Genomic DNA, 24,731 nt, shown 5'->3' on the forward strand with positions numbered 1-24,731 from the left:
CAAAAATAATTGTACAGACTCTCGATTAGGAGTTAGTCCAAAGAAAAACTTAAACCGAGGCCTTTCAATTCATGCAATAGCACGTTAAGCGACTCCGGAATACCCGGTGTTGGCATCGGATCTCCTTTGACTATCGCTTCGTATGCCTTTGAACGTCCAACAACATCGTCAGATTTCACAGTAAGAATTTCTTGCAAGATATGCGAAGCTCCAAATGCTTCTAGAGCCCAAACCTCCATCTCTCCGAATCGTTGTCCTCCGAATTGAGCTTTACCACCGAGAGGTTGCTGGGTGATGAGTGAATACGGTCCGATGGATCGAGCATGCATCTTGTCATCGACCATGTGTCCAAGCTTCAAGAAATAAGTTACACCAACGGTTGCAGGCTGGTCGAAACGTTCGCCGGTACCACCATCGTACAGATATGTCTTTCCATCACGAGGTAGCCCTGCCTTGTCTGTCCACTCATTCATATCTTTGAGGGAAGCTCCATCGAAGATAGGTGTAGCGAACTTGACATTCATCTTGCGTCCTGCCCATGCAAGTACAGCTTCGAATATCTGTCCCAAGTTCATACGTGAGGGCACACCAAGAGGGTTCAGGCATATATCCACTGGAGTACCGTCTGCGAGGAACGGCATATCCTCTTGACGCACGATTTTGGACACAATACCTTTATTCCCATGACGTCCGGCCATCTTGTCGCCAACTTGGATCTTCCGTTTCTTGGCTATGTAGACTTTGGCCATTTGAACAATACCGGCAGGCAGCTCGTCTCCGATCGTTTCATCTAATTTGCGACGGCGTAGCTCAGCTTCAATTTCCTTGGAGTGCTTCAGATAATTCACCGCGACAGCCTTTATCAGCTCGTTCGTATGTGCATCATTTGTCCAATCACTTAATTGGATCACATTGAAATCAAGAGCTTCAAGATCTTTTTTGGTGAATTTGCTGCCGGCCTTAATCAACTCAACATTCAAGTAGTCCTTTACGCCACAGCAGGTTTTGCCTTTGGTCAGTTCTGTTAGCTTTTCGATCAGACGCTCATGAAGTTGTTGCTGCCTTTTCGCATATGTATCGTCAAGTTTGTTTACGGCTTCTTTGGTCGATGTCCGACTCTTTTTCTTGGCAGCTTTTGAGAACAATTTCGTGTCGATTACCACCCCTCGCAGAGAGGGAGTTGCTTTCAATGAAGCGTCCTTAACGTCGCCGGCTTTGTCGCCGAAGATTGCGCGCAGCAGTTTTTCTTCAGGAGTCGGATCCGATTCACCCTTAGGCGTAATTTTTCCAATAAGGATGTCACCGGGCTCGATATGTGCCCCGATTCGCACAATCCCATTTTCATCCAAGTCCTTTGTCGCATCCTCGCTGACGTTGGGGATATCGGAAGTGAGTTCTTCAAGACCTCTTTTGGTCTCTCTAACCTCAAGAATATACTCGTCAACATGAACAGACGTGAAGAAGTCCTCTCGAACCATTCGCTCGTTCAATACGATAGCATCCTCATAATTGTATCCTTTCCAAGGCATGTATGCTACCTGAACATTGCGGCCGAGGGCTAATTCTCCCCCCTGAGTTGAATAGCCTTCCGTCAAAATTTGGCCAGCCTCTACTCTATCCCCTTTAGAACAAATAGGATGCAGGTCAATGGTCGTGCTTTGGTTCGTTTTGCGGTATTTGGGAAGATAGTAGGTAACGATGGCATCGTCGAAACTTACAAACTCTTCATCAGCTGTCCTGTCATAACGAATCTTGATGCAAGAGGCATCCACAAAGACAACCTCTCCGCCTCTCTCCGCCACGATCTGTGTACGTGAATCCTGTACCAATTTACCTTCTATACCGGTACCGACGATCGGAGATTCAGGCCTTAGTAGGGGAACAGCCTGACGCATCATGTTAGAACCCATCAACGCACGGTTGGCATCGTCGTGTTCCAAGAAAGGAATTAAAGCTGCTGCGATTGAAGCAATTTGAGTGGGCGAAACATCCATCAGATCGACCTCATCCGGTGTAACCAACGGGAAATCCGACTCGTAACGTGCTTTTACTCGTTCTCTGACAAATCGACCATTTTCGTCAAGAGGCGCATTTCCTTGTGCTACGGTCTTCTCTTCCTCTTCTTCTGCCGTGTAGTATTTCAGTCCATTGTCGGAAAAATCTACCTTGCCGTTCTTTACTTCACGGTATGGTGTTGTGATAAAACCCAAATCACTGATTTTGGCGTATACGCAGAGGGAGGAAATCAGACCGATATTGGGTCCTTCAGGCGTTTCAATAGGACATAGACGACCATAATGCGTGTAGTGAACGTCCCGGACTTCAAAGCCGGCCCGTTCGCGCGATAGACCTCCGGGGCCCAATGCCGACAGACGTCGCTTATGCGTTATTTCAGCCAATGGGTTTGTCTGATCCATGAACTGCGACAAGGCATTGGTACCAAAGAAAGAATTCACGACAGAGGAAATAGTCTTAGCATTGACCAAATCAATAGGAGTGAAAACTTCATTGTCGCGAACATTCATTCGATCGCGTACCGTCCTGGCCATACGGGCCAAACCAATACCAAATTGGTTGTAAAGCTGCTCTCCGACAGTCCGAACACGACGGTTCGACAAGTGGTCTATATCGTCTACCGATGCCTTGGAATTTACTAACTCGATAAGATACTTGATGATCTCAATGATATCCTCATTTGTCAGTACTTTGATATCGGGATCGATATTCAAGTTCAGCTTCTTATTGATACGATAGCGCCCGACATCGCCTAAGTCGTACCGTTTATCAGAGAAGAACAGATTCGTTATTACCTCTCTTGCACTTGCATCATCAGCCGGCTCGGCATTACGGAGCTGTCTGTATACATAATACAGGGCTTCTTTTTCCGAATTACATGGATCCTTCTGTAAAGTGTTGAATATGATGCTGTAATCAGAAGTATTCGAATCACTTCGGTGTAGCAGGATCGTTTGTGTATTTGAGTTGAGGATTGCCTCGATATTATCCTCTGTCAGTTCAACCTCTCTGTCCACCACGACAGTGATTCGCTCCATGGAAACAACTTCCCCGGTGTCTTCATCACTAAGATCATCGATATACGTATTGATGACACGAGCTGCTAATTTGCGTCCGATACATTTCTTCAGGTTGGTCTTCGTTACTTTTACCTCTTCGGCAAGATTGAAGATGTCGAGAATGTCTTTGTCTGACTCGAAACCAATGGCACGAAGAAGAGTTGTTACAGGAAGTTTCTTCTTTCTATCGATGTATGCATACATGACATTGTTAATGTCAGTAGCAAATTCAATCCACGACCCTTTGAATGGGATAATTCGTGCTGAGTAAAGTTTGGTGCCATTCGTATGAAGGCTTTGCCCGAAGAACACACCCGGAGAACGGTGCAACTGGGAAACGATGACACGCTCGGCTCCATTTATAACAAATGTGCCGGAACTTGTCATGTAAGGTATGGGCCCAAGAAAAACGTCCTGAATTACAGTAGCAAAATCTTCGTGATCAGGATCTGTACAATAAAGTTTCAGCTTAGCTTTCAGAGGGACGCTATAGGTGAGCCCCCTGCTGAGACATTCATCGATGGAATATTTTGGGGGATCGATATAGTAATCAAGGAATTCCAAGACAAAGTTGTTGCGGGTATCTGTTATTGGAAAATTCTCCGCAAAAACTTTATAAAGACCTTCTTTCTTACGTCTCTCGGGTGGAGTATCTAATTGAAGGAAGTCATGGAACGACTTGAGTTGTACTTCAAGAAAGTCCGGATAAGAAAGCGGATTCTTTATCGAAGCAAAGTTGATTCTTCTGTTGTTTGTAGTCGGCGTCATCTAAAATTCAGGACTATTTTAACTTGGGAAAACTATAGACACGAAATGGTTAAGATCCCCCAAAATGGGGGGCCTTAACCATAATAACCTGATAATCAGGCCTAAAATGCGTTATTTCAGTTCTACTTCAGCACCTGCTTCTTCGAGAGCCTTTTTCAGAGCCTCAGCAGTAGCTTTGTCTACACCTTCCTTCACGGTAGAAGGTGCTGCGTCTACGAGATCCTTTGCTTCTTTCAGGCCAAGACCGCATTGTTCTTTAACAGCTTTTACTACCTGCAATTTTGCAGCTCCAGCACTCTTAAGAACTACATCGAAAGAAGTTTTCTCCTCTTCAGCTGCAGCACCGGCAGCACCAGGAGCAGCGGCTACAGCAACAGCAGCAGCTGCCGGCTCGATGCCATATTCTTCTTTCAGGATAGTAGCGAGTTCGCTAACTTCTTTTACTGTCAAGTTAACCAGTTGTTCAGCAATAGCTTTAATGTCTGCCATTTTATTTTTGAGTATTAAAAGTTTTCAATTATACTGTTGAATTATTTTTCTTCCAAGGTCTTCAACACACCATGGATCGTTTGACCTGCTGACTGCAAAGATGCAATAACGTTCTTGGCCGGAGACTGCAGCAATGCCACAACATCTGCGATAAGTTCGTTTTTGCTCTTGATCGAAACCAAAGCATCCAGGTTTTCCCTTCCAATGTAGAAGCTTTCCTGTACGTACGCAGCTTTTAGCCAAGGTTTTCCTTCTCCTTTGGTATCCTTTGTAAACTGCTTGATTACTTTGGCGGGAGAATTAGCCACTTCACAGAACATGACAGCGGTATTCCCTTTCAGACAGCTGTACAATGAAGAGAAATCTACATCACTCGCTGCTAAGGCTGCACGCAAAAGCGTGTTTTTCACCATTACCAACTTCACTCCGTTTTTATTGCAGTTGCGACGGAGCTCTGATGTTTTCTCAGCATTTAATGCTTCTATGTCAGTCAAGTAGAAGTGGGGGTATTGGCCGATATATTCGGTCAACTGCCTTATAACTGTACCTTTATCTTCCTTTCTCATCGTTTCTACCCTTTCTTAATTTTCATCCACTGTCTTAGGATCAACTTTGATACCGAAACTCATAGTACTTGAAAGATAGATGCTTTTGATATAAGTACCCTTAGCTGTAGTAGGCTTGAGTTTAATAATCGTATTAATAAACTCACGTGCATTATCGCGGATTTGGTCCGCAGAGAATGACACTTTACCTATCGACGTATGAACGATACCGGTTTTATCAACTTTAAAGTCAATCTTACCGGCTTTCACTTCTTTTACAGCAGCACCTACATCATTGGTTACAGTCCCGCTTTTAGGGTTAGGCATCAATCCGCGAGGACCTAAAACACGTCCCAATGCACCGATTTTACCCATAATGGCAGGCATGGTGATGATGACGTCGATGTCAGTCCAACCGCCCTTGATTTTTTCTATGTATTCATCAAGACCTACATAATCAGCACCAGCTTCTTTAGCTTCAGCTTCTTTATCAGGAGAGCACAATGCCAAAACGCGGATCTGCTTTCCAGTTCCGTGCGGAAGCGTTACAACGCCACGCACCATCTGGTTAGCCTTGCGGGGGTCTACACCCAAGCGCACATCAATATCCACAGATGCATCAAAATTGGTCGTGGTGATCTCTTTCACCAAGGCCGATGCTTCCGATATTGTGTATGCTTTCCCGGGTTCAATCTTGCTAAAGGCCAACTTCTGTTTTTTTGTTAGTTTGCTCATTTTGAGTAAGATTAAATTATTTATTCCGGGAAGTCCCCTTTAACCGCGATACCCATGCTTCGAGCAGTACCGGCTACCATTTTCATGGCAGCTTTAATATCGAAGCAATTCAAATCGACAAGCTTGTCTTCTGCGATCGCACGTACTTGCTCCCATGTGATTTCTGCTACCTTCTTACGATTAGGCTCTGCAGAACCGCTCTTCTGTTTGCTGGCTTCAAGGAGTTGAATAGCAACAGGAGGAGTTTTTACGATAAAATCAAAAGACTTATCGGCATAGTACGTAATTACTACAGGCAATACTTTGCCAGCTTTGTCTTGGGTTCTGGCATTAAATTGCTTGCAAAACTCCATGATGTTGATGCCCTTTGCACCAAGTGCAGGCCCAACAGGGGGTGAGGGATTAGCTGCACCACCTTTTATTTGCAATTTGATTTGTCCAGCAACTTCTTTAGCCATTGTTCTAAAATTAAAAATTCAGACACACACTATATCAATGTGAGAGAGAAAAGATCCGTAACATAACCTTATTCTTTCTCAACCTGCACATAAGAAAGCTCCAGTGCCGTTTTTCTTCCGAAAATCTTCACCATCACCTTGAGCTTCTTCTTGTCGGGATTGACCTCTTCCACTATCGCATCGAAACCGGCAAAAGCACCATCTGATACTTTCACGGTTTCACCCACCATAAAGCTGAGTTCATATTCTTCGTCTTCGCTGTCCAGTTGGTCTACTTTTCCTAAGATTCGACTAACCTCGGATGGATGAAGAGGTGCCGGACGACCGTCACCCAAGAACCCAATCACATTAGGTGTACTGCGGAGTCGGTGCTCTACTTCACCAACCAGAACAGCTTCGACCAATACGTATCCGGGTAAATAAGGGCGTTCTTTTATAACCCTTTTACCGGCACGCTGTGTCATCACTTTTTCAGTGGGAATGAGAACCTGAAAGAGATAATTACCTAAATCGGAGTGCTTCATTTCTGCTTCCAGATATTCACGCACTTTGTTCTCCTTACCACTAATGGCACGGAGAACATAGAATTTTCTCTCTGCGTTTGTCATATCTTGATAAGCAAGAAATGGTTAGAACACCAATTTGTATACCAGTTCCATGATCCGCTCGAAAGCAGTATCGACAACAAACACAAAAAGAGCAATGATTAAGGAAGCAATCATCACTACTACAGCACTGTTTGTCAGCTCGGATCTGGTAGGCCAAGAAACCTTATGTACAAGCTCATTATAGGAATCCGTTATCGAAGTCCCTATTTTATTGAATAGTTTCATTGATTGAAAATTTTGCACGGGTTGAGAGACTCGAACTCCCGACACTTGGTTTTGGAGACCAATGCTCTACCAACTGAGCTAAACCCGTTTGAAAAGAGCCCGATACCCACCCATTGAGAGAGGTATCGGGACCCCTTAGTATTGCTGACTAATCGAATTAGTCGATGAGTTCTGTAATCTGACCGGCACCTACCGTACGACCACCTTCACGGATAGCGAAGCGGAGACCTACGTTACATGCAACCGGGTAGATGAGTTCAACCGTAATCGTTACGTTGTCACCGGGCATAACCATTTCTGTTCCTTCGGGAAGAGTGATTTCACCGGTTACGTCAAGCGTACGGATATAGAACTGCGGACGATATTTGTTGTGGAAAGGAGTATGACGACCACCTTCTTCTTTCTTCAAGATATAAACCTCAGCCTTAAATCTCTTGTGAGGAGTAACCTTACCCGGGTGAGAGATAACCATACCACGCTTGATCTGATCCTTATCGATACCACGGAGGAGAAGACCAACGTTGTCACCGGCCTGACCTTCGTCAAGAATCTTACGGAACATTTCAACCCCCGTAACAACCGACTTCATTCCTTCTGCACCGAGACCGATGATCTGAACTTCGTCGCCGGTCTTCACAATACCGGTTTCGATACGTCCTGTAGCAACCGTACCACGACCCGTGATAGAGAATACGTCTTCAACCGGCATCAAGAACGGCTTGTCGATGTCACGCTCAGGCAGGGGAACCCAGTTGTCAACAGCTTCCATAAGCTCCATCACCTTGTCTTCCCACTGAGGCTCTCCATTCAAAGCACCCAGAGCAGAGCCACGGATAACAGGAGTATTGTCGCCATCGAAATCGTAGAAAGAAAGGAGTTCGCGCATGTCCATTTCAACAAGCTCGAGCATCTCTTCATCGTCTACCATGTCGCATTTGTTCATGAAAACAACCAGACGAGGAACGTTTACCTGACGAGCCAAAAGGATGTGCTCGCGAGTCTGAGGCATAGGACCGTCTGTGGCAGCTACAACGATGATAGCACCGTCCATCTGAGCAGCACCGGTAACCATGTTCTTCACATAGTCGGCGTGACCCGGACAGTCTACGTGAGCGTAGTGACGATTAGCTGTTTGGTATTCAACGTGTGAAGTATTAATCGTGATACCACGTTCCTTTTCTTCGGGAGCGTTATCGATTGAATCAAATGAACGGAGCTCTGAAAGACCCCTCTTTGCCAACACGGTTGTGATTGCAGCCGTCAAGGTAGTCTTACCGTGGTCCACGTGTCCGATCGTACCTACGTTAACGTGGGGTTTCGATCTGTTAAAATGCTCTTTTGCCATAACCTTAAGTTCTTTGTTTTATTTAAGTTGTTTGTTTGTGCTTATACAAAACGCTAACCACAATCAGAGCCGATGCCGGGACTTGAACCCGGGACCTCTTCCTTACCAAGGAAGTGCTCTACCGCTGAGCTACATTGGCAATCCGATATTCCCTCATTTTGTCAGAGAGGGTGGGCAGTGATGGATTCGAACCACCGAAGGCGTAAGCCAGCTGAGTTACAGTCAGCCCCATTTGGCCACTCTGGTAACTGCCCCTCGCGCTCCGGTGTCCGACTTATTACTGCTAAAATCACAGCCTTAGCCTCATTGCGGATTAAGGGGAGGCGAATCGGCTGCAAATTTAGTGACATTTTCTAATTCGCCAAACATTCGGCGAATCTTTTTGGCCTTTGTCCTATTTTCTCTGTTCTTTCCTTTTTTCGATTTGTCTCTTCAGCGCATCGACCGTCAGATCAATAGCTTCCTCAAAGGTGTCTGCTGTCTTTTCTGCAAACAAGTCGTCGCCGGGGATATAGAGCCTGATAGATGCTTCTTTGTTTTGTACGGTCTCAGGCTTGACGAGCTTGAGGACTACTTCGGCTCCCGTTATTCCATCGGACAAGCGATTCAGCTTGGATATTTTCTTCTGTGCAAATTCTTTGAGTTGGTCGGTAGCATCGAAATGCAGAGCCTGGATTCTTACATCTGTCATGGTCGTTTCTTCTTTTTTTGCTCTTGGATGAGCGTTATACATCTGTTTAAGTTGCTCGAACGAAATATGCGTGTACTGCACCGTCGTAGAAAGACTGTCGTGCCCTAAGAGTTCTTTGACCGACATCAGATCTGCTCCGTGGTTGAGCATTTCGGTGGCGAAGCTGTGTCTCAGAACATGCGGACTCCTCTTGGTCAGGTGCGGTACATTTGCCAATGCCGTACGAACTATGTTGTAGACCACTTCACCTGTCAGTGGCCTGCCATCCAAAGAAACGAAAAAAAAATCAGATTTCCCTACTTTTTCTTCACGAATATTCCGATAGTTGTCTATCATATCATGCAGACGTTTTCCGAAAGGTACTATTCGCTCTTTGTTCCTTTTGCCGATGACACGTATGCAGCCGGCCTTATCTTCTACCGCGCTGTCTTTGAGAGTGGCTATTTCGGAACGCCGCAGCCCCACTTCATACAGTGTTTCCAGAATCAATCTGTCCCGTACGGCCTCGAAATCATCTTCACGGATGGGCTGATTCAGCACTTTTTCCATTTCATCGTTCGGGACGAAAACAGGTAGTGGCCTCTCTTTCTTCGGCCCCCTCAGCATTCGGACAGGGCTTTGCCCTATAAGCCCGATTTTGACCATGTATCTGTAAAAGCTTTTCAGCGCGCTCAGCCTGCGCTGGACGGAAGAGCTTTTTTGTCCGGATTCCATCAAAGAGAAGAGCCAAGCGCGCGCGACATCCTTGTCGCGTTCGCTTGGCTCGAATACTTCTCCCGTGTGTTCACTGAAGAAAGCGGCATAGCGATTCAAATCTTGCGCATAGTCACAAATAGTTCGTTCTGACGCGTGAACTTCGTAGCGCAGATAATAGAGGAATCTTTCGATGGTGTCGGGTGTTTCATTCATTGTCGCGAAAGAGGTCGGTCTCGATCATTGCACCCGTCTTGAGCGCCGCAAAGAAAATGCGGCAATAGCTATCCTTCTTACTCTTCGGCAACCTGAAGCTGCTTCACGTAGATGGCTTTCTGCATCTTCTTGCGCTTGGTTACCGAGGGCTTTTCAAAAGCCTGACGAGCACGCAACTCGCGTACTGCTCCGGTTTTTTCAAACTTTCTTTTGAAGCGTTTCAGTGCTCTTTCGATGTTCTCGCCTTCTTTAACTGGAACTACGATCATAATCTTCTTCTGTTTTTTATTTTGTTTTTGTTATTCTTCGTTCGTGATCATGAAATTCGGTGCGCAAAGTTAGAAATACTTTGTTGATTGCCAAAAACTTTGCTGAAGATCTATTTCGAAAAGCGGATGATTTCGGCCATTGGAGATCGTATAGAAAGCTGTCATCCCAATTCGACGACAGTGATACCGGCTCCTCCGAACTGGACATGTTCGTCAGCAAAATGCCTTACCCCATCGACTGTGGCCAAATACTCCCTGATCACCGTCCTGAGTGCACCTGTTCCTGTTCCATGAAGTATCCGTACGCGTGGCATTCCCAGTTGGATAGCATCATCGATAAAATACATGACAGCTTGGACGGCTTCGTTCACACGCATGCCGCGCAGATCGATGTCTTGCTTGAAATCCAAACGCTTCTCGTGGATCCGGTCTATGATCATTCGGGCAGATGCTCCGGAGGCAGGGGCGGACTTCCGCTCTTTGACGGGCTTGGCCGGTTCCAACCGATCGATCGGTACAGTCGTTTTGATCATTCCGAGAGCGATGGTAGCCTCCCGATCATTCATATCTATAATACTGCCTATAGCCGTCTGTCCTTTGATTCGTACCGTATCGCCCACTTGCATGACAGGGGATTGGGGTACTTCTTGCGGCTTTGGCTCTACAGGTGTTTCGGTCGAACGGGGTGCTGCTTTCTCTTGCTTCCGTTTTTTTCTCCGTTTTATTTTCTCTATCTCCCGATTGATTCGCTCTTCTTTTTCGACCTCTTCTTTGTTGATCGTTTCCCTGAAGTCGCTCAGCTCTTGTCGTGCTCTCCGCGTTTTCTCCCTTTCGGCTTGCGCCTCTTTGATGTCGCGGATCGTTTTCTCTATCTGAGCAGACGATTGGGACAGCATCTCGGATGCTTGTTGGCGAGCTTCGTCCAGTATTTGTTTGCGTTCTTTTTTGATAGACTCCAGACGCGATTCATATTCGGCGGCAGCCTCTTCCAGCCGTTTTTCCTCCTTTCGGATATTGGTACGCTTAGTCTCCCAGTATCGTTTGTCCCGTACGATATCCTGAAGATACTTATCCATGTCGATGTAGCCCGTGCCCACCTTGTCTGTGGCTTCGGCTATGACCTCCTCGGGCAGCCCGATCTTGCGAGCGATCTCGATGGCAAACGAACTTCCCGGCCGACCGATGGAGAGACGGAAGAGTGGGCGCATCTCATGGCGATCGTAAAGCATGGCTCCGTTTACAAGCCCCGGTGTCTCTTCGGCATAGGCTTTCAGATTATGGTAGTGAGTAGTTACCACTCCGAATCCTTCCTGTTCGTTGAAGCGATGTAGTAGTGCTTCGGCGATGGCTCCGCCTATCTGAGGTTCGGTACCGCCACCGAACTCATCTATTAGTAATAGTGTACTCTTATCCGTATGGCGGGCAAAGTGTTTCATATTCCTCAGATGCGAACTGTAGGTGCTGAGGTCATCTTCTATCGACTGTTCATCTCCTATATCGATGAAGAGCTTGCCAAATATTCCTGCCGTAGAATCGGGGGACATCGGTATGGGAAGACCACTTTGGAGCATGTATTGCAACAGCCCCACCGTCTTTAGACAGACAGATTTGCCCCCTGCATTGGGACCGGATATGATCAGGATACGTTTGTCGGGAGCAGTAAGCGATATATCCAGCGGAATCACATCTCTACCATGTGCTCTGAGACTGCGAAGCAGCAGCGGATGTACGGCTTTCACCCACCGGATCTCCGGCCTCTTGGACAAAATGGGACGGATAGCATTCCATTCGACGCTGAGACGAGCTTTCGCTGAGATGAAGTCAAACAGTCCTATCCATTCGTAGCAGTCGATCAGATCATGAATGTGCGGACGAAGTGCATTGCATACCTCTATCAGTATGCGAATGATTTCTCGCCTTTCGGCTGCCTCCAGCTCGCGAATACGATTGTTCGCTTCTACTATCTCTGCAGGTTCGATGAAGACGGTCTTCCCCGTGCCGGATTCGTCATGGACGATACCTCTTACCTTCCGCTTATGTGCCGGAGGTACCGGAATCACCAGCCGTCCATCGCGCACCGATGGCTGTACACCCTGATCCACCCAGCCTTCGGACTGAGCCAAACGAAGGATGCCTTGGAGAGTGCGCGAGATATTCTTCTCTATGGAGGAGAGTTCGCGGCGGATATTCATCAGTTCGGGCGAGGCATTGTCTTTCATTTTCCCGAACCGATCGAACAGGCTGCTGATACGCTTCTCCAGATCCGGAAAGGCAACGGCTTCGGACAAAAGAGCTTGAAGGTGGGGGTACGGTGTATCCTTAGCCTCCGTTTCTTCCCCCACATGGAAGAAACGGATGAGGGCTTCGATTGTCCTCAGTGCAGTAGCCACATCCAGCAACTCTCGCTCTTCCAGATAGGTGCCGGCAGGTCGGATACGGTTTAGTGCTTCTCGTACATCGGCCAGACGGAGATCGGGAAACAAGTCTTCTTCTCTCAGGATAATCTGCATTTCTTCCGTCTCGGCGAGCAAACGGCTGACTTCGTCATGCCTTGCAAGAGCATGCATCTGTACCACCCGATCGCTGCCCATCGGACTATGACAATGGCCGATGAGAAGGCGACGAATCTCATCGAAACCCACTTTCTCCTCGAAGTTGTGGGGGTAGGTTTCCATCCCAATCATAGCAGTCTGTCAGCGAAAAGCCCTGAGCAAATCATTGCCATTGGCATAGAGAACGAGAAGAATCAGAATAGCCATCCCGATCAATTGTGCACGGATAAGGACTTCCTGGCTGACTTTCCTGCGCGTGATGATTTCTATCAGGAGGAAGAGGATGTGGCCGCCATCCAACGCTGGGATAGGCAGGATATTCATGACTGCCAGCATAATGGAGAGAAGTGCCGTCATAGCCCAGAATTGAGGCCAGTTCCAAGAGGCCGGAAAGAGGCTGCCCAATGTGCCGAAGCCACCTATCTGTCCTGCCCCTTCTTTGGTGAAGACGTACTTCATGTCGCTTACATAGCTGCGCAAGGTGCCCACGCCTTGTGCTATTCCGGCCGGTATGGCTTCGAACAGCGAATATCGGATATGATCGATGGTATAGATGGCATCTAACGGTCGGAGGCTCACTCCGATAAGTCCACCGGTATCTACCGGCAGCGTTATAGTCAGCTCTTCGCCTGCACGGGCTATAGTCAGGGCTATACTATCGCCTGCATGACTGCGAATGGCTCCGATCACATCGCTTGCATCAGGCATCAACTTGCCATTTACGGCAGTGATGCTGTCGCCCACTTTCAGCTGATAGGCATAAGCTGTCCCTTGGGGCATGACGCTATCGATGACGAATGGCACCTGTATGGACATAAAACCACTGTTGGCTTTGAGCACACGCTTCATCATATCGTGCGGAACGTGTACGATCTCTCGCCGGCCTTGTCTCAGGACTTCCACTTGGCGAGCCTGAATCACCGATCGCATGAACCCCGAAGCCAAAGCATCCACCGGCCGGCCATCCACAGTGAGGATAATATCATTGTCTTGAAAACCGGCCTCCTGCGCCACGAAGGAGAAGGCCATGCCCGAACTGATACGCTCCGAAGGCATCCGCATGCTACCCCATTGCAGGACAATACCGGAATAGATGACAAGAGCCAACAGGAAATTGAACAGCACTCCTCCCAGCATGATCAGAAGCCGCTGCCATGCCGGTCGGCTGCGAAATTCATAAGGTTTCGGCTCTTGTTGCAAGTACTCGGTATCCATGGATTCGTCTATCATCCCGTTGATCTTGCAATAGCCGCCGAGAGGAAGCCAACCGATGCCGAATTCCGTTTCACTCCGTTTGGGCTTGTAACGGAAGATGGCACCTCCCCAATCGAAGAAAAGGTAGAACTTGTCCACCCTGACTCGGAAGAGACGAGCAAAAAAGTAATGTCCCAATTCATGGACGAAAACCAGAATGGCGAATGCGAGGATCAACTGCGCGGCCTTAATGAGGAAAACTATCATGCGAGAGTCTTAATATTATGTAAGAGGGCTGATTGCATGTGCCTCTTTCCTTCAATAACATGCGGCAAAGATATAGGTTTTCGTTCTCTGCTCCCCCCTTGCAATTATATGAGGGCAGGATAATAGTAGAGCAATCTGGAACGAAAAAAATGGATTTCTACAGTTCAGAAAAACGTGGTCTGAGTTCGTTTTCGTTTTGGTTCGCAAATTTTTTCTTTCCCGAACCAAAACTAAAATAATCTCGCGCCGCATTCTCAAATTCTTGGAACCGCAATCTTGCCATATTCGGTTCGAAAAAAACGCGAACCATTCTTCTGTTTCTCATTCTTTTGAGCAGGGCGAAAGACACAGATGCCACACGCACTACGTGTAAATGTCAGACGTAAAATGAGTTTTGCTTATCTTTGCAGAGCTTGCTCTGTGAGCCAAAAACGAATCTTTCTCCTACAACATCTTCGTATAACAAGCATAACTGAAAGCTGATGTTATCTACTGAACACTTCCTCCTCTTTGCTTCTATTGTCCTATTTGCAGGTATTATGGCCGGAAAGGTAGGCTATCGTTTCGGTATCCCTACCCTTTTGATCTTTCTCTTCACCGGCATGCTCTTCGGAGTGGATGGATTCGGGTTTCAGTTTTCTAATGCCGATGTGGCACAGTCGGTAGGGATCATCGCTCTCTCCATTATTCTCTTCACCGGTGGTATGGATACGCGGATCAGAAAGGTGCGTCCGGTCATTGCACAGGGGCTTACGCTGTCCACTTTGGGTGTCCTGCTGACAGCTCTTCTATCCGGTTTCTTTATCTTTTGGCTGAGCGGTTCGGAGTTTGGCCCTTACCGGTTCGCTCTTTCTACCTCTTTGCTGCTGGCTGCCACGATGGCCAGTACCGACTCGGCTTCGGTATTCGCTATCCTCCGTTCGCAAAAGATGCAGCTCAAAGAGAATCTGGCTCCCACACTGGAGATGGAGAGCGGTAGTAACGACCCCATGGCATATATGCTGACCATTGCACTCATCGATTTCATCACCACCGGTCAGAGCGGAATAGGGCCTATTGTTCTGACTTTCATCCTACAGTTTGTCGTAGGCGGTGCATTGGGTTTCCTGATGGGGCGCTTGGCCGTCTTTATCCTCAATCGGATGAATATCCACAACGATACGCTCTATCCTATCACCCTGCTGTGCATGGTGTTTTTCACCTTTTCGGTGACCGCTCTTTTGCAAGGGAATGGTTATTTGGCTGTTTATATCGCCGGTATTGTGGTCGGAAACAATCGGGTTATTCACAAGAAGAGCATCAACACCTTTTTCGATGGTATCACCTGGCTGGTACAGATTATCCTGTTCATCCTCTTAGGCTTGCTCGTCAATCCGAGAGAAATGCTGGATGTGGCACCGTTCTCCCTCGTGGTAGGTGCTTTCATGATTCTCATAGCTCGCCCGTTGGCCGTCTATTTCTGCCTGATTCCCTTCCGCAAAATGTCATTCAGGGGTAAGACCTTTCTCAGCTGGGTCGGATTGCGCGGAGCCGTGCCTATCATCTTTGCCACCTATCCCATGATCGATAATATCCCCGGAGCGGATCAGCTTTTCAATGTCGTCTTCTTCATTACCATACTCTCTCTGCTTGTACAGGGAAGTACGATCTCCCAGGTAGCACGTTGGCTCGGACTGGATATTCCCTCGCCACCGATAGGTAGCCTGTTCGGTGTGGAAATACCGGAAGAGACGGGAACCAAGTTGGAGGAGAGAGTGGTGGACGCTTCCATGCTGTCCCATGGCGATCTGCTGATGAACCTTTCTCTTCGTGACGAAGAGCTTGTCATCCTGGTACGAAGAGGCGAGGGTTATCGGGTACCGAAAGGGCGTATGCACTTGCAGGTGGGAGACGTGCTACTGATCGTATCCGAAAAGAATCTTTCCCAGACACCGATCTCAGGCGATCCGGAGAATCATCCCGGTCTTCTGCAACGTCTCAAGCACAGACTCCTGCGCCGTTAGGCTGTGAGTTGCTCCAGCTTCTTTTCCAATCGTGCAGCTTCGTCCCGAAGTCGTGCTGCTTCCAGAAAGTCCAGCTCTTTGGCTGCTGCCAGCATTTGCTTCTTGGTGGAAGCAATGAGTGCTTCCAGTTTGGGTTTGCTCAGATAGTCGGCCAAAGGATCGGCAGCAATCATGCTGCTCTCCTCTATGTACGCACCGGATTCTGTGCCGGATTGCAAGACTGAGACATCGCCTTCTCCCCAGATGGCAGCACTGTTCTTCACTATCTGTTGGGGGGTGATGCCGTGCGCTTCGTTGTAGGCCAACTGCTTGGTACGCCGGCGTGCAGTCTCGTCCATGGTGAGCTGCATACTGTCGGTGATCTTGTCCGCGTAGAAGATGACTCGCCCATGAATATGTCGGGCGGCACGTCCGGCAGTCTGCGTGAGCGAACGATGTGAGCGGAGGAATCCTTCCTTATCCGCATCCAAAATAGCCACAAGCGAAACTTCCGGCAAGTCCAATCCTTCGCGGAGCAGATTCACCCCGATGAGCACATCGTACACCCCCTTGCGCAAGTCTTCCATGATGCGCACACGCTCCAGCGTGTCCACATCGCTGTGTATGTAGCTGGTACTGATGCCGTGGCGTAGCAGGTATTCGCTAAGCTCCTCCGCCATACGTTTGGTCAGGGTCGTTACCAGTACGCGCTCTTTCTTTTCTATGCAGCGTGCTATCTCCTCCATCAGATCGTCTACTTGGTTTGCTGTTGGCTTGACTTCGATGATGGGATCCAACAGTCCGGTCGGACGGATCAGCTGTTCGACGATCACACCTTCGCTTCTGTTCAGCTCATAGTCGGCAGGCGTGGCACTGATATAAAGAGTCTGGGGTGTAAGAGCTTCGAACTCATCGAAGCGAAGTGGCCGATTGTCGAGGGCGGCAGGCAGGCGGAATCCGTATTCGACCAGATTCTCCTTGCGCGAACGGTCGCCTCCGTACATGGCACGTATCTGCGGTATCGTTACATGGCTTTCGTCTATGACCAACAAGAAATCCTCCGGAAAATAATCCAACAGGCAGAAAGGACGTTCCCCTGCATCACGACCGTCGAAGTAGCGCGAATAGTTCTCTATACCGGAACAATAACCCAACTCACGGATCATTTCCAAATCATACGTGACCCGTTCATACAAGCGTTTGGCTTCGTACGGTTTGCCGATTTCTTTCAGAAAATCCACCTGAGCACCCAGATCCACATCGATTTTCCCCACTGCCCGATCTACCTGCTCCTTGGTCGTCACGAACAGATTGGCGGGATATATCTTCAGCTCCGACAGCAGGCCGTATTCCCGTCCCGTGCGTGGATCGAAGGTACTCAGTCGCTCGACCTCTCCGTCCCAAAATTCCACTCTGTATGCCACGCCGTCATATCCTTCTACGGCAGGAAATATATCCACACTGTCGCCTTTGACGCGGAAGTTGCCGCTCTCGAACTCTACTTTATTGTTCGTGTAGTAGCTCTCTACCAGCAGCCGGATGAAATGATCTCTATCTACCCTTTGTCCCGTATGCAGGCTGATCACTTTTTCGGAAAAAGCTTCGGGATTGGCCATACCGTAGAGACAGGATACGGAGCTGACCACAAGGACATCCTTCCGCCCTGACAGGAGCGAAGCCGTAGCCCTCAATCGCAACTTCTCGATCTCCGCATTGATGGCCATGTCCTTTTCGATATAGGTATCTGTGACAGGGAGGTAGGCCTCGGGCTGGTAGTAGTCGTAGTAGCTGACGAAATACTCTACCGCATTCTCGGGGAAGAAAGCTTTGAACTCTCCGTATAGCTGTGCCGCCAAGGTCTTATTATGACTCAGGACAAGGGTCGGACGATTGACCGCTGCCACCACATTGGCCACCGTAAAGGTTTTGCCCGATCCCGTTACGCCGAGCAGCGTCTGTGCCGGCATCCCTTCATTGATGCCCTCCACGAGTTGGCGGATGGCTTCCGGCTGATCGCCCGTGGGCTTGAATCGCGAAGTGAGTTTGTAGTCCATTGCTTGTCTTTTCTGATTGTCGTCGAGCTTATAACTTTCCTCGGACAAAGATAATAGGAGATCATTGTATAGATTTTCAAGACCCTGAATTTCGAGAAAACCGCTTCCGTATCCCGAGCGATTCGGACAAATAAAAAACGGTTATGCTCTGTGGAATGAGCATAACCGTTCAGGAAGACGAAAGCTACTGTTGCGTAGCTGTTCGATTAGTCGGCGTTGAGCGTGAAGCGCTTGAAGCCTACTACAGTCAGCGTCTTGCTACCGGTATGGAGGTATTGTTCGATGGTCAGCTTGCTGTCCTTCACGAACTCCTGCTGCAAGAGCGTGTTTTCCTTGTAGTACTTCTGCAAAGCTCCCTGAGCGATACGATCCAGCAGATTCTCCGGCTTGCCGGCTTCGAGAGCCTTTTCGCGAGCGATCTGCAATTCCTGATCGATGATGTGCTGATCAACCTGCTCGGGCAGCACTGCCACAGGGTTCATAGCAGCAATCTGCATAGCTATGTCGCGAGCCATCTGGTGTTCTACAGCTTCGTTGAACGCAGCCACGGTAGCCAGCTTGTTACCGGGGTGGATATAAGAAATGCTGGAGACACCGCTGATGTATTCATAAGCGCCCAGTTCCATCTTCTCACCCGTCACACCGATACGATCGGTAATGTGGTCGGCTATGGCACGTCCGTCTGCCAAAGGAAGGGCGAGCAGCTCTTCTTTATTGGCAGGCTTCTTGTCCATAGCGGTATTGAGGATATTTTGTGTAAGCTCGATGAATTCGGCATTCTTTGCCACGAAATCAGTCTCGCACTTGAGTGCTACGATAGCAGCAAATCCGTCTTTGTCGGCTGAGAGTACGCAGCCTTCTGCCGCTTCTCTGTCCGAACGCTTGGCAGCTACTGCTTGTCCCTTCTTGCGAATGATTTCCATTGCTTTCTCGAAGTCGTTGTTGGACTCTTCGAGCGCATTCTTACAGTCCATCATGCCGGCACCGCTCATCTTACGCAGTTTGGCAATGTCTTGAATTGTTACAGCCATTGGTTTGTTCTATAATGAATGGGTTATTGGTATTCTGTAAAAAAGTTATGAGCCATGAATCATAACCCCTGAGTTTGGAACCTGCATGCTGAGGCCACTCATGGATTATAACCCATAGCTCATAATTCCATGTGTGCTGTTTATTCTGCCTCTTCGGCTTCGGGAGCTTCTGCTACCTCTGCGGCAGCTTCTACCGTAGCTTCGTCCTGATTCTGACGAGAGCGACGAGCTCCTGAGCGAGCGCGACGTTCGCGACGGGGAGCTGCTTCTTCCGTCTCCTCCTCTTCGGGCTTTTCGGCCTTGCGCTCCATCAGACCTTCGTTGATAGCCTGGCACATCGTGCCCACGATCAGTTCGATAGCCTTCAGGGCATCATCGTTAGAGGGGATCACATAGTCGATAAGCGAAGGATCGCTGTTGGTATCCACCATAGCGAATACGGGGATGCCGAGACGGTTGGCTTCGCGTACGGCGATGTGCTCTTTCATCACGTCCACCACGAACAGGGCAGAAGGCAGACGGTTCATATCGGCGATAGAACCGAGCGTCTTCTCCAATTTGGCACGTTGGCGAGTGATTTGCAGCTTTTCGCGCTTGGAAAGATTATCAAATGTGCCGTCAGCCGTCATTTTGTCAATCTGGGTCATCTTCTTAACCGCCTTACGGATGGTGGGGAAGTTGGTGAGCATACCGCCCGGCCAGCGTTCTACCACGTAGGGCATTCCCACTGATTTGGCCAATTCGGCGATAGGTTCTTTGGCCTGCTTCTTCGTGGCAACGAAGAGGATCTTCTTGCCATTTTTGGCCATACCCTTAATAACTTCGGCTGCTTCGTCTACTTTAGCAACTGTTTTGTGCAGGTCGATAATATGAATATCGTTGCGCTCCATAAAGATATACGGAGCCATAGCCGGATTCCACTTTCTCTTGAGGTGTCCGAAGTGAGCACCGGCTTCCAATAATTGATCAAAAGAAATTCTTGACATTTTCGTTTACGTTCTTTGTAATGATTACTGTTTGCAATCCAAATCGGTAGAGCAGACTCGAAAAGAAATGGAATACTCCCGATTGCAATCCGATGGATTTAGATACTAAACGCGAGAAATATCCTCTAAGGACATTAACGCTTACTGAATTGGAATCTCTTGCGAGCTTTGGGACGTCCCGGTTTCTTACGCTCTACGACACGAGGATCGCGAGTGATGAAGCCTTCTGAACGCAAAGCAGGTTTATCGTCCGGATTGATCTTGACCAATGCACGGGCGATAGCCAAGCGAGCAGCCTCGCTCTGACCTTTGAAACCACCTCCACGCAGATTGATCTTGATATCGTATTTCTCAGCAACTTCAAGCTTGAGAAGCGGTTGCTTAACGATATACTGCAAGATTGAAGACGGGAAATACTTTTCGATTTCGCGCTTGTTGATGACGATCTTGCCGGAGCCTTCGCTCAGATAAACACGAGCTACAGCAGCCTTACGCCGGCCTATTGCATTGATATAGTCCATAGCTGTCGATTATTTGAGTGAATTAATGTCCAATTGCCGGGGTTGCTGAGCCTCATGTTTGTGCTCGGTGCCGGCATATACATACAGATTGCCAATGATCTTGGCACCCAAGCGATTCTTGGGAAGCATACCCTTTACCACCTTACGGAAGAGGAATTCGGGGCCTTTGTTCATCAAGTCACGAGGTGTGAACTGACGTTGTCCGCCGGGATAGCCCGTGTGGCGGAGATAAATACGACCGTCCCACTTATTACCGGAGAGAACGATCTTGTCTGCGTTGATAACGATCACATTATCGCCACAATCAACATGCGGGGTGAAGTTGGGCTTGTATTTGCCGCGCAGGAGCTTTGCCACTTTGGCACACATACGGCCAAGTGTCTGTCCTTCAGCATCTACAATGACCCATTCCTTCGTAACAGTTGCTTTGTCCGCAGAAATGGTCTTGAAGCTTAAAGTATCCACTGCTTGTTTTTTTGTTGTTAGTAATTTGGTGAACGATCATCTTTTCTGTCGATTCGGCCGGTGCATCAGGAGCTTTACGCACGGACACTGGGCTGCTCCTCTCGGACAAAAACGCACTGAAAATCAAACCGTTCGGCACTATTTGATAATAATCAGCGCGGCAAAGGTACATTATTTTCAGCAAATTTCGGACATCTCGTTACTCTTGTGCATTCAGTTTTTCAAGCGCAAGCACAGCAGCCGTTGGGCAAAGAAAAAGATTTGGCTAATTTTGTCTTCCGAAAAGCATTGCTCCGAACCGTGAATTTCCCCTGTATTGGAGGCGAGCAATTAACTGAAAAAGAGAGTATTATATAGTATGCCACGCATCGACAAACTGCCGGCTACGCCCCATCGTCTGACATCAAGCCCGAATAAGCTCCTATTCGGATATTCCACTACAGCGACAGCCCTCGATCCGATCCGAGATTGCAGAGCGGAATCGTGCAGCTACATCGAATCACATGCAAAAGGATAGCATCTTGACATAGACCGATCACACACATATACATACTGCACCCGTTGGAGTTCTCCGTAGAACTCGGCGGGTGCTTCTTTTATATCAGCTTCGGAAAAAGCATTTTACGAGCCTGCGATTTATATACAAATCAATTACGATCTATATATTTATTGAAAACGATTTATATATAAAACGGAAACGATTTATATACAAATTGAAAACGCTTTATATACAGATTGTTGTCCGACTTGTTTTAATTCGTATTTCAGTCCGTGAAAGTTCATTTCCTCGCTACTTTTGCCTCGCTTTTCTCTTCTCCACAGATGCTTATTTGGAATCATTCCAAACTCATCTTTGTTGTTGAAAACTTTTTTGGCGCATGTTTTTTGAACAGCTTATCACATTCAGAATCTCTCTTTTGCCCCTTCATTGAAAAGCCGGCAAAGTATCGTGAGCTGAATTTGAGGTACAAAAAAAGCCTTGCAGTAGAGACTTCTGCAAGGCTTTTTGTTTTGATTTTCTCAATCGAGGACAAATCCCTCCGGCAGGAAATCCGAGACGTCTCGTCCAAAGGAGATCAACTCGCGTACGGCACTTGAGCTGATGAAAGAGAGACGCGTGTCGGTACAAAGCAGAACGGTATCCACACCCGAAAGATGACGATTCAGGTCGGCCAAAGTACGCTCGTACTCAAAATCAGATCCAGAACGAATACCTCGCACCAAAGCAGTGGCTCCGGTTTGGCGCACGAGATCGACTGTAAGCCCACTATAAGTAATCACCCCGATAGCAGGACGGGAAGCGTAGTAGCGAGCTATCTGCTCTTGTCGCCGTTCTGCGGAGAAGAGCGTACGCTTTTGTTCATTGATACCGATAGCGATGATCACCTCATCGAATATGGCTAGCGAGCGTTCGACGATGTCGGCATGCCCGCGCGTGAAAGGATCGAACGAACCGGCAAAGAGGGCGATATTCTTTTTCATATTTGATTCTTGGGATATTAAGAAAGTCTGTTCAGAGCACATCCTCATCCACGACTAAGTTGTCAATGATAAACTCCTGACGCTCGCTCGTATTCTTTCCCATATAGAAAGTGAGCAGCTCCTTGATCTTATCCTCGCGCTTGAGGCTGACCGGCTCGAGACGGATATTCTCCTCGTCAATCAAATCCTTGAATTGCTCCGGAGAGATTTCTCCCAATCCTTTGAAGCGAGTGACATCGGCTTTCTTGCCCAGCTGTTTGAGTGCGGCTTGCTTCTCGGCCTCACTATAGCAGTATATATCCGTTACCTGCTTAGGCGTATCGGATTCCTGTTTCTTGCGTCCTCGTTTGGGAGCGGCTCCGAAGGTTTGTTTTTTGGATTCGGGCGGGAGGAAAACGCGGAAGAGTGGCGTTTCGAGGACATAGACATGCCCCTTACGCACAAGGTCAGGGAAGAACTGAAGGAAGAAAGTGATGATCAGCAAGCGAATATGCATGCCATCATCGTCGGCATCAGTGGCAATGATCACACGATTGTAGCGCAGGCCGTCCAATCCTTCCTCGATATTCAAAGCTGCCTGCAAGAGGTTGAACTCTTCGTTCTCATAGACCACCTTCTTGGTCAGACCGAAACAGTTGAGCGGCTTACCACGCAAGCTGAATACGGCCTGATAGTTGGCATCCCGACACGTAGTAATAGAGCCGCTGGCCGAATTGCCCTCAGTAATGAAAATGCTGGTACGTTCCGGTTCCTTAGCCTTGGGATCATTGAAGTGAACGGTGCAGTCACGCAGTTTTTTGTTGTGCAGATTGGATTTCTTAGCTCTTTCGCGTGCCAATTTGGTGATGCCGTTCATCGCTTTGCGCTCGCGCTCGCTCTGCTGGATCTTGCGCAGCATCTCTTCTGCCGTTTCGGTATGGATATGCAGATAGTCGTCCAGTTCTTTCTTTAGGAAGTCGCCCACGAATTTTTGGATCGTAGGGCCGTCCGGCCCCATATCACGGCTGCCGAGTTTGGTCTTGGTCTGACTCTCAAAGACGGGCTCCTCCACTTTGATACTGATAGCCGCGGCCATGCCGCTACGGATGTCACTGTATTCGAAATTCTTGGAGTAGAACTCTTTGATCGTGCGTGCCACGGCCTCACGGAAAGCACTCAGATGCGTACCGCCCTGCGTCGTATTCTGACCGTTCACAAAGCTGTAGAACTCATCGCCGTACTGCTGCGTATGGGTGACGACGATCTCAATATCCGTATCGCTCAGGTGAATGATCGGATACAGTGCATCGCCCGTCATATTCTCGGCCAGGAGATCTTCCAATCCTTTGCGACTGAGGAATTTCTTCCCATTGTAGAAGAATGACAACCCCGTATTCAGGAAAGTATAGTTCTTGATCATCGAAACGACGAACTCCTCCTGATACCGATAGTTGCGGAAGAGACTATCGTCAGGGGTAAATCGCACCTCCGTACCGGAAGGTTCATCAGAGGCGACAGGATCGGTCTCCTCCAAGAGTTCGGCGCGACTGTATCGTACGCGTTTGGTTTGTCCATCGCGCCATACCGTAACGACAAATTCGGTGGAGAGAGCATTGACAGCTTTGATACCGACACCGTTCAGTCCGACGGACTTCTTGAAAGCTTTGGAATCGATTTTGCCCCCCGTATTCATCTTACAAGTGGCATCAACCAGCTTGCCCAGGGGGATACCGCGCCCGTAGTCACGAACGGTAACGGTGCCATTCTCCATGGTAATATCGATGCTCTTGCCAGCCCCCATGACAAATTCGTCCACAGAATTGTCCAGCACCTCTTTCAGCAGCACATAGATACCGTCATCGGCATGAGTGCCATCACCCAGCTTACCGATATACATTCCCGGACGACGGCGAATATGTTCGTCCCATTCCAGCGTCTTGATGTCGCTCTCGATATACTCTGTCTGCAACTGTTTTTCTTGCTCCATAGCGTTCCAAATGAAGCCTAAAAGTACAATAAAAATGGGGAGGCGTTAAAAAAATTGCACGCCCTCCCCTACTTTTGTAGATCGAATCAGAAATCGGAGCATTTGCTCTGCCTCG

The 24,731-nt window shown here is 48.2% G+C and carries 22 protein-coding genes and 3 tRNA genes; 2 read left to right on the top strand and 23 right to left on the bottom strand.

Going from position 1 to position 24,731, the window contains the following annotated elements:
* Positions 1-32 precede the first annotated feature (32 nt).
* From rpoB to HQ50_RS12550, 16 genes are all read right to left on the bottom strand, one after another.
* Positions 33-3,842: a DNA-directed RNA polymerase subunit beta gene (rpoB, locus tag HQ50_RS05370; RefSeq protein ID WP_039428904.1), complete on the bottom strand. Its 3,810-nt coding sequence runs from the start codon at positions 3,840-3,842 to the stop codon at positions 33-35.
* Between the two features lie 111 nt (positions 3,843-3,953).
* Entirely contained in the window at positions 3,954-4,331 is a 378-nt protein-coding gene (gene rplL, locus HQ50_RS05375) for a 50S ribosomal protein L7/L12 (RefSeq protein WP_010956001.1), read from the bottom strand.
* Positions 4,332-4,372: 41 nt separating this feature from the next.
* Positions 4,373-4,897, bottom strand: a complete 525-nt coding sequence (rplJ, locus tag HQ50_RS05380) for a 50S ribosomal protein L10 (RefSeq protein ID WP_018964324.1) — start codon at positions 4,895-4,897, stop codon at positions 4,373-4,375.
* Between the two features lie 15 nt (positions 4,898-4,912).
* Positions 4,913-5,611, bottom strand: a complete 699-nt coding sequence (rplA, locus tag HQ50_RS05385; protein ID WP_018964323.1) for a 50S ribosomal protein L1 — start codon at positions 5,609-5,611, stop codon at positions 4,913-4,915.
* Between the two features lie 20 nt (positions 5,612-5,631).
* The gene (gene rplK / locus HQ50_RS05390; RefSeq protein ID WP_018964322.1) at positions 5,632-6,069 is read right to left on the bottom strand and encodes a 50S ribosomal protein L11; all 438 of its coding nucleotides are present in this window, start codon (positions 6,067-6,069) and stop codon (positions 5,632-5,634) included.
* 68 nt (positions 6,070-6,137) lie between these two features.
* Positions 6,138-6,677 (bottom strand): transcription termination/antitermination protein NusG, encoded by a 540-nt coding sequence (gene nusG, locus HQ50_RS05395; RefSeq protein ID WP_018964321.1) that lies wholly within the window; start codon positions 6,675-6,677, stop codon positions 6,138-6,140.
* A gap of 21 nt (positions 6,678-6,698) precedes the next feature.
* The gene (secE, locus tag HQ50_RS05400; RefSeq protein WP_004584915.1) at positions 6,699-6,902 is read right to left on the bottom strand and encodes a preprotein translocase subunit SecE; all 204 of its coding nucleotides are present in this window, start codon (positions 6,900-6,902) and stop codon (positions 6,699-6,701) included.
* A gap of 15 nt (positions 6,903-6,917) precedes the next feature.
* Positions 6,918-6,990 (bottom strand) — tRNA-Trp (locus HQ50_RS05405).
* A gap of 69 nt (positions 6,991-7,059) precedes the next feature.
* The gene (gene tuf / locus HQ50_RS05410; protein WP_039419777.1) at positions 7,060-8,247 is read right to left on the bottom strand and encodes an elongation factor Tu; all 1,188 of its coding nucleotides are present in this window, start codon (positions 8,245-8,247) and stop codon (positions 7,060-7,062) included.
* Positions 8,248-8,314: 67 nt separating this feature from the next.
* Positions 8,315-8,386 (bottom strand) — tRNA-Thr (locus tag HQ50_RS05415).
* Between the two features lie 32 nt (positions 8,387-8,418).
* Positions 8,419-8,501, bottom strand: a tRNA-Tyr gene (locus HQ50_RS05420).
* Between the two features lie 140 nt (positions 8,502-8,641).
* Positions 8,642-9,847 carry a ribosome hibernation-promoting factor, HPF/YfiA family gene (gene hpf, locus HQ50_RS05425; RefSeq protein ID WP_018964319.1) on the bottom strand — a complete coding sequence of 402 codons (1,206 nt, stop codon included), beginning with the start codon at positions 9,845-9,847 and terminating at the stop codon, positions 8,642-8,644.
* 77 nt (positions 9,848-9,924) lie between these two features.
* The gene (rpsU, locus tag HQ50_RS05430; protein WP_018964318.1) at positions 9,925-10,116 is read right to left on the bottom strand and encodes a 30S ribosomal protein S21; all 192 of its coding nucleotides are present in this window, start codon (positions 10,114-10,116) and stop codon (positions 9,925-9,927) included.
* A 161-nt stretch (positions 10,117-10,277) separates the two neighbouring features.
* Positions 10,278-12,800: an endonuclease MutS2 gene (locus HQ50_RS05435; RefSeq protein WP_039428908.1), complete on the bottom strand. Its 2,523-nt coding sequence runs from the start codon at positions 12,798-12,800 to the stop codon at positions 10,278-10,280.
* 9 nt (positions 12,801-12,809) lie between these two features.
* Positions 12,810-14,129 (bottom strand): RIP metalloprotease RseP, encoded by a 1,320-nt coding sequence (gene rseP / locus HQ50_RS05440; RefSeq protein ID WP_039428910.1) that lies wholly within the window; start codon positions 14,127-14,129, stop codon positions 12,810-12,812.
* 51 nt (positions 14,130-14,180) lie between these two features.
* Complete coding sequence (locus tag HQ50_RS12550) at positions 14,181-14,381, bottom strand: DUF1661 domain-containing protein (protein ID WP_152566882.1); 201 nt, start codon at positions 14,379-14,381, stop codon at positions 14,181-14,183.
* Here HQ50_RS12550 and HQ50_RS12555 point away from each other — a divergent pair.
* Both HQ50_RS12555 and HQ50_RS05445 read left to right on the top strand, forming a co-directional pair.
* Positions 14,326-14,502 (top strand): DUF1661 domain-containing protein, encoded by a 177-nt coding sequence (locus HQ50_RS12555; RefSeq protein WP_161781837.1) that lies wholly within the window; start codon positions 14,326-14,328, stop codon positions 14,500-14,502. The genes HQ50_RS12550 and HQ50_RS12555 overlap by 56 nt on opposite strands.
* Before the next feature lie 109 nt (positions 14,503-14,611).
* Positions 14,612-16,132 (top strand): potassium/proton antiporter, encoded by a 1,521-nt coding sequence (locus HQ50_RS05445; RefSeq protein ID WP_026292065.1) that lies wholly within the window; start codon positions 14,612-14,614, stop codon positions 16,130-16,132.
* On the opposite strand, the gene uvrB is transcribed toward HQ50_RS05445, so the two are convergent.
* The 7 genes from uvrB to HQ50_RS05485 form a co-directional block, all read right to left on the bottom strand.
* Complete coding sequence (gene uvrB / locus HQ50_RS05450; protein ID WP_039429226.1) at positions 16,129-18,165, bottom strand: excinuclease ABC subunit UvrB; 2,037 nt, start codon at positions 18,163-18,165, stop codon at positions 16,129-16,131. The genes HQ50_RS05445 and uvrB overlap by 4 nt on opposite strands.
* 206 nt (positions 18,166-18,371) lie before the next feature.
* On the bottom strand, positions 18,372-19,196 hold the full coding sequence (gene tsf, locus HQ50_RS05455; RefSeq protein ID WP_039419780.1) for a translation elongation factor Ts: 825 nt from the start codon (positions 19,194-19,196) through the stop codon (positions 18,372-18,374).
* 140 nt (positions 19,197-19,336) lie between these two features.
* A complete protein-coding gene (rpsB, locus tag HQ50_RS05460; protein WP_039419781.1) occupies positions 19,337-20,182 on the bottom strand; it encodes a 30S ribosomal protein S2 in 846 nt (281 codons plus the stop codon).
* Positions 20,183-20,316: 134 nt separating this feature from the next.
* A complete protein-coding gene (gene rpsI, locus HQ50_RS05465; RefSeq protein ID WP_039418886.1) occupies positions 20,317-20,703 on the bottom strand; it encodes a 30S ribosomal protein S9 in 387 nt (128 codons plus the stop codon).
* A gap of 9 nt (positions 20,704-20,712) precedes the next feature.
* Positions 20,713-21,168, bottom strand: coding sequence for a 50S ribosomal protein L13 (gene rplM, locus HQ50_RS05470; RefSeq protein WP_039428912.1), 456 nt, complete (start codon positions 21,166-21,168; stop codon positions 20,713-20,715).
* Between the two features lie 1,020 nt (positions 21,169-22,188).
* Positions 22,189-22,650 (bottom strand): pantetheine-phosphate adenylyltransferase, encoded by a 462-nt coding sequence (coaD, locus tag HQ50_RS05480; protein ID WP_005873821.1) that lies wholly within the window; start codon positions 22,648-22,650, stop codon positions 22,189-22,191.
* 31 nt (positions 22,651-22,681) lie between these two features.
* Positions 22,682-24,616 carry a DNA topoisomerase IV subunit B gene (locus tag HQ50_RS05485; protein WP_039428917.1) on the bottom strand — a complete coding sequence of 645 codons (1,935 nt, stop codon included), beginning with the start codon at positions 24,614-24,616 and terminating at the stop codon, positions 22,682-22,684.
* Positions 24,617-24,731 lie beyond the last annotated feature (115 nt).

This window comes from Porphyromonas sp. COT-052 OH4946, from assembly GCF_000765965.1.
In the GTDB taxonomy this organism is placed as follows: Bacteria; Bacteroidota; Bacteroidia; order Bacteroidales; family Porphyromonadaceae; genus Porphyromonas; species Porphyromonas gulae.

Coding starts and splice junctions, on each gene's coding strand:
- rpoB (WP_039428904.1), bottom strand. CDS start 3,842: ATGACGCCGACTACAAACAACAGAAGAATCAACTTTGCTTCGATAAAG.
- rplL (WP_010956001.1), bottom strand. CDS start 4,331: ATGGCAGACATTAAAGCTATTGCTGAACAACTGGTTAACTTGACAGTA.
- rplJ (WP_018964324.1), bottom strand. CDS start 4,897: ATGAGAAAGGAAGATAAAGGTACAGTTATAAGGCAGTTGACCGAATAT.
- rplA (WP_018964323.1), bottom strand. CDS start 5,611: ATGAGCAAACTAACAAAAAAACAGAAGTTGGCCTTTAGCAAGATTGAA.
- rplK (WP_018964322.1), bottom strand. CDS start 6,069: ATGGCTAAAGAAGTTGCTGGACAAATCAAATTGCAAATAAAAGGTGGT.
- nusG (WP_018964321.1), bottom strand. CDS start 6,677: ATGACAAACGCAGAGAGAAAATTCTATGTTCTCCGTGCCATTAGTGGT.
- secE (WP_004584915.1), bottom strand. CDS start 6,902: ATGAAACTATTCAATAAAATAGGGACTTCGATAACGGATTCCTATAAT.
- tuf (WP_039419777.1), bottom strand. CDS start 8,247: ATGGCAAAAGAGCATTTTAACAGATCGAAACCCCACGTTAACGTAGGT.
- hpf (WP_018964319.1), bottom strand. CDS start 9,847: ATGAATGAAACACCCGACACCATCGAAAGATTCCTCTATTATCTGCGC.
- rpsU (WP_018964318.1), bottom strand. CDS start 10,116: ATGATCGTAGTTCCAGTTAAAGAAGGCGAGAACATCGAAAGAGCACTG.
- HQ50_RS05435 (WP_039428908.1), bottom strand. CDS start 12,800: ATGATTGGGATGGAAACCTACCCCCACAACTTCGAGGAGAAAGTGGGT.
- rseP (WP_039428910.1), bottom strand. CDS start 14,129: ATGATAGTTTTCCTCATTAAGGCCGCGCAGTTGATCCTCGCATTCGCC.
- HQ50_RS12550 (WP_152566882.1), bottom strand. CDS start 14,381: ATGCGGCGCGAGATTATTTTAGTTTTGGTTCGGGAAAGAAAAAATTTG.
- HQ50_RS05445 (WP_026292065.1), top strand. CDS start 14,612: ATGTTATCTACTGAACACTTCCTCCTCTTTGCTTCTATTGTCCTATTT.
- uvrB (WP_039429226.1), bottom strand. CDS start 18,165: ATGGACTACAAACTCACTTCGCGATTCAAGCCCACGGGCGATCAGCCG.
- tsf (WP_039419780.1), bottom strand. CDS start 19,196: ATGGCTGTAACAATTCAAGACATTGCCAAACTGCGTAAGATGAGCGGT.
- rpsB (WP_039419781.1), bottom strand. CDS start 20,182: ATGTCAAGAATTTCTTTTGATCAATTATTGGAAGCCGGTGCTCACTTC.
- rpsI (WP_039418886.1), bottom strand. CDS start 20,703: ATGGACTATATCAATGCAATAGGCCGGCGTAAGGCTGCTGTAGCTCGT.
- coaD (WP_005873821.1), bottom strand. CDS start 22,650: ATGAAAAAGAATATCGCCCTCTTTGCCGGTTCGTTCGATCCTTTCACG.
- HQ50_RS05485 (WP_039428917.1), bottom strand. CDS start 24,616: ATGGAGCAAGAAAAACAGTTGCAGACAGAGTATATCGAGAGCGACATC.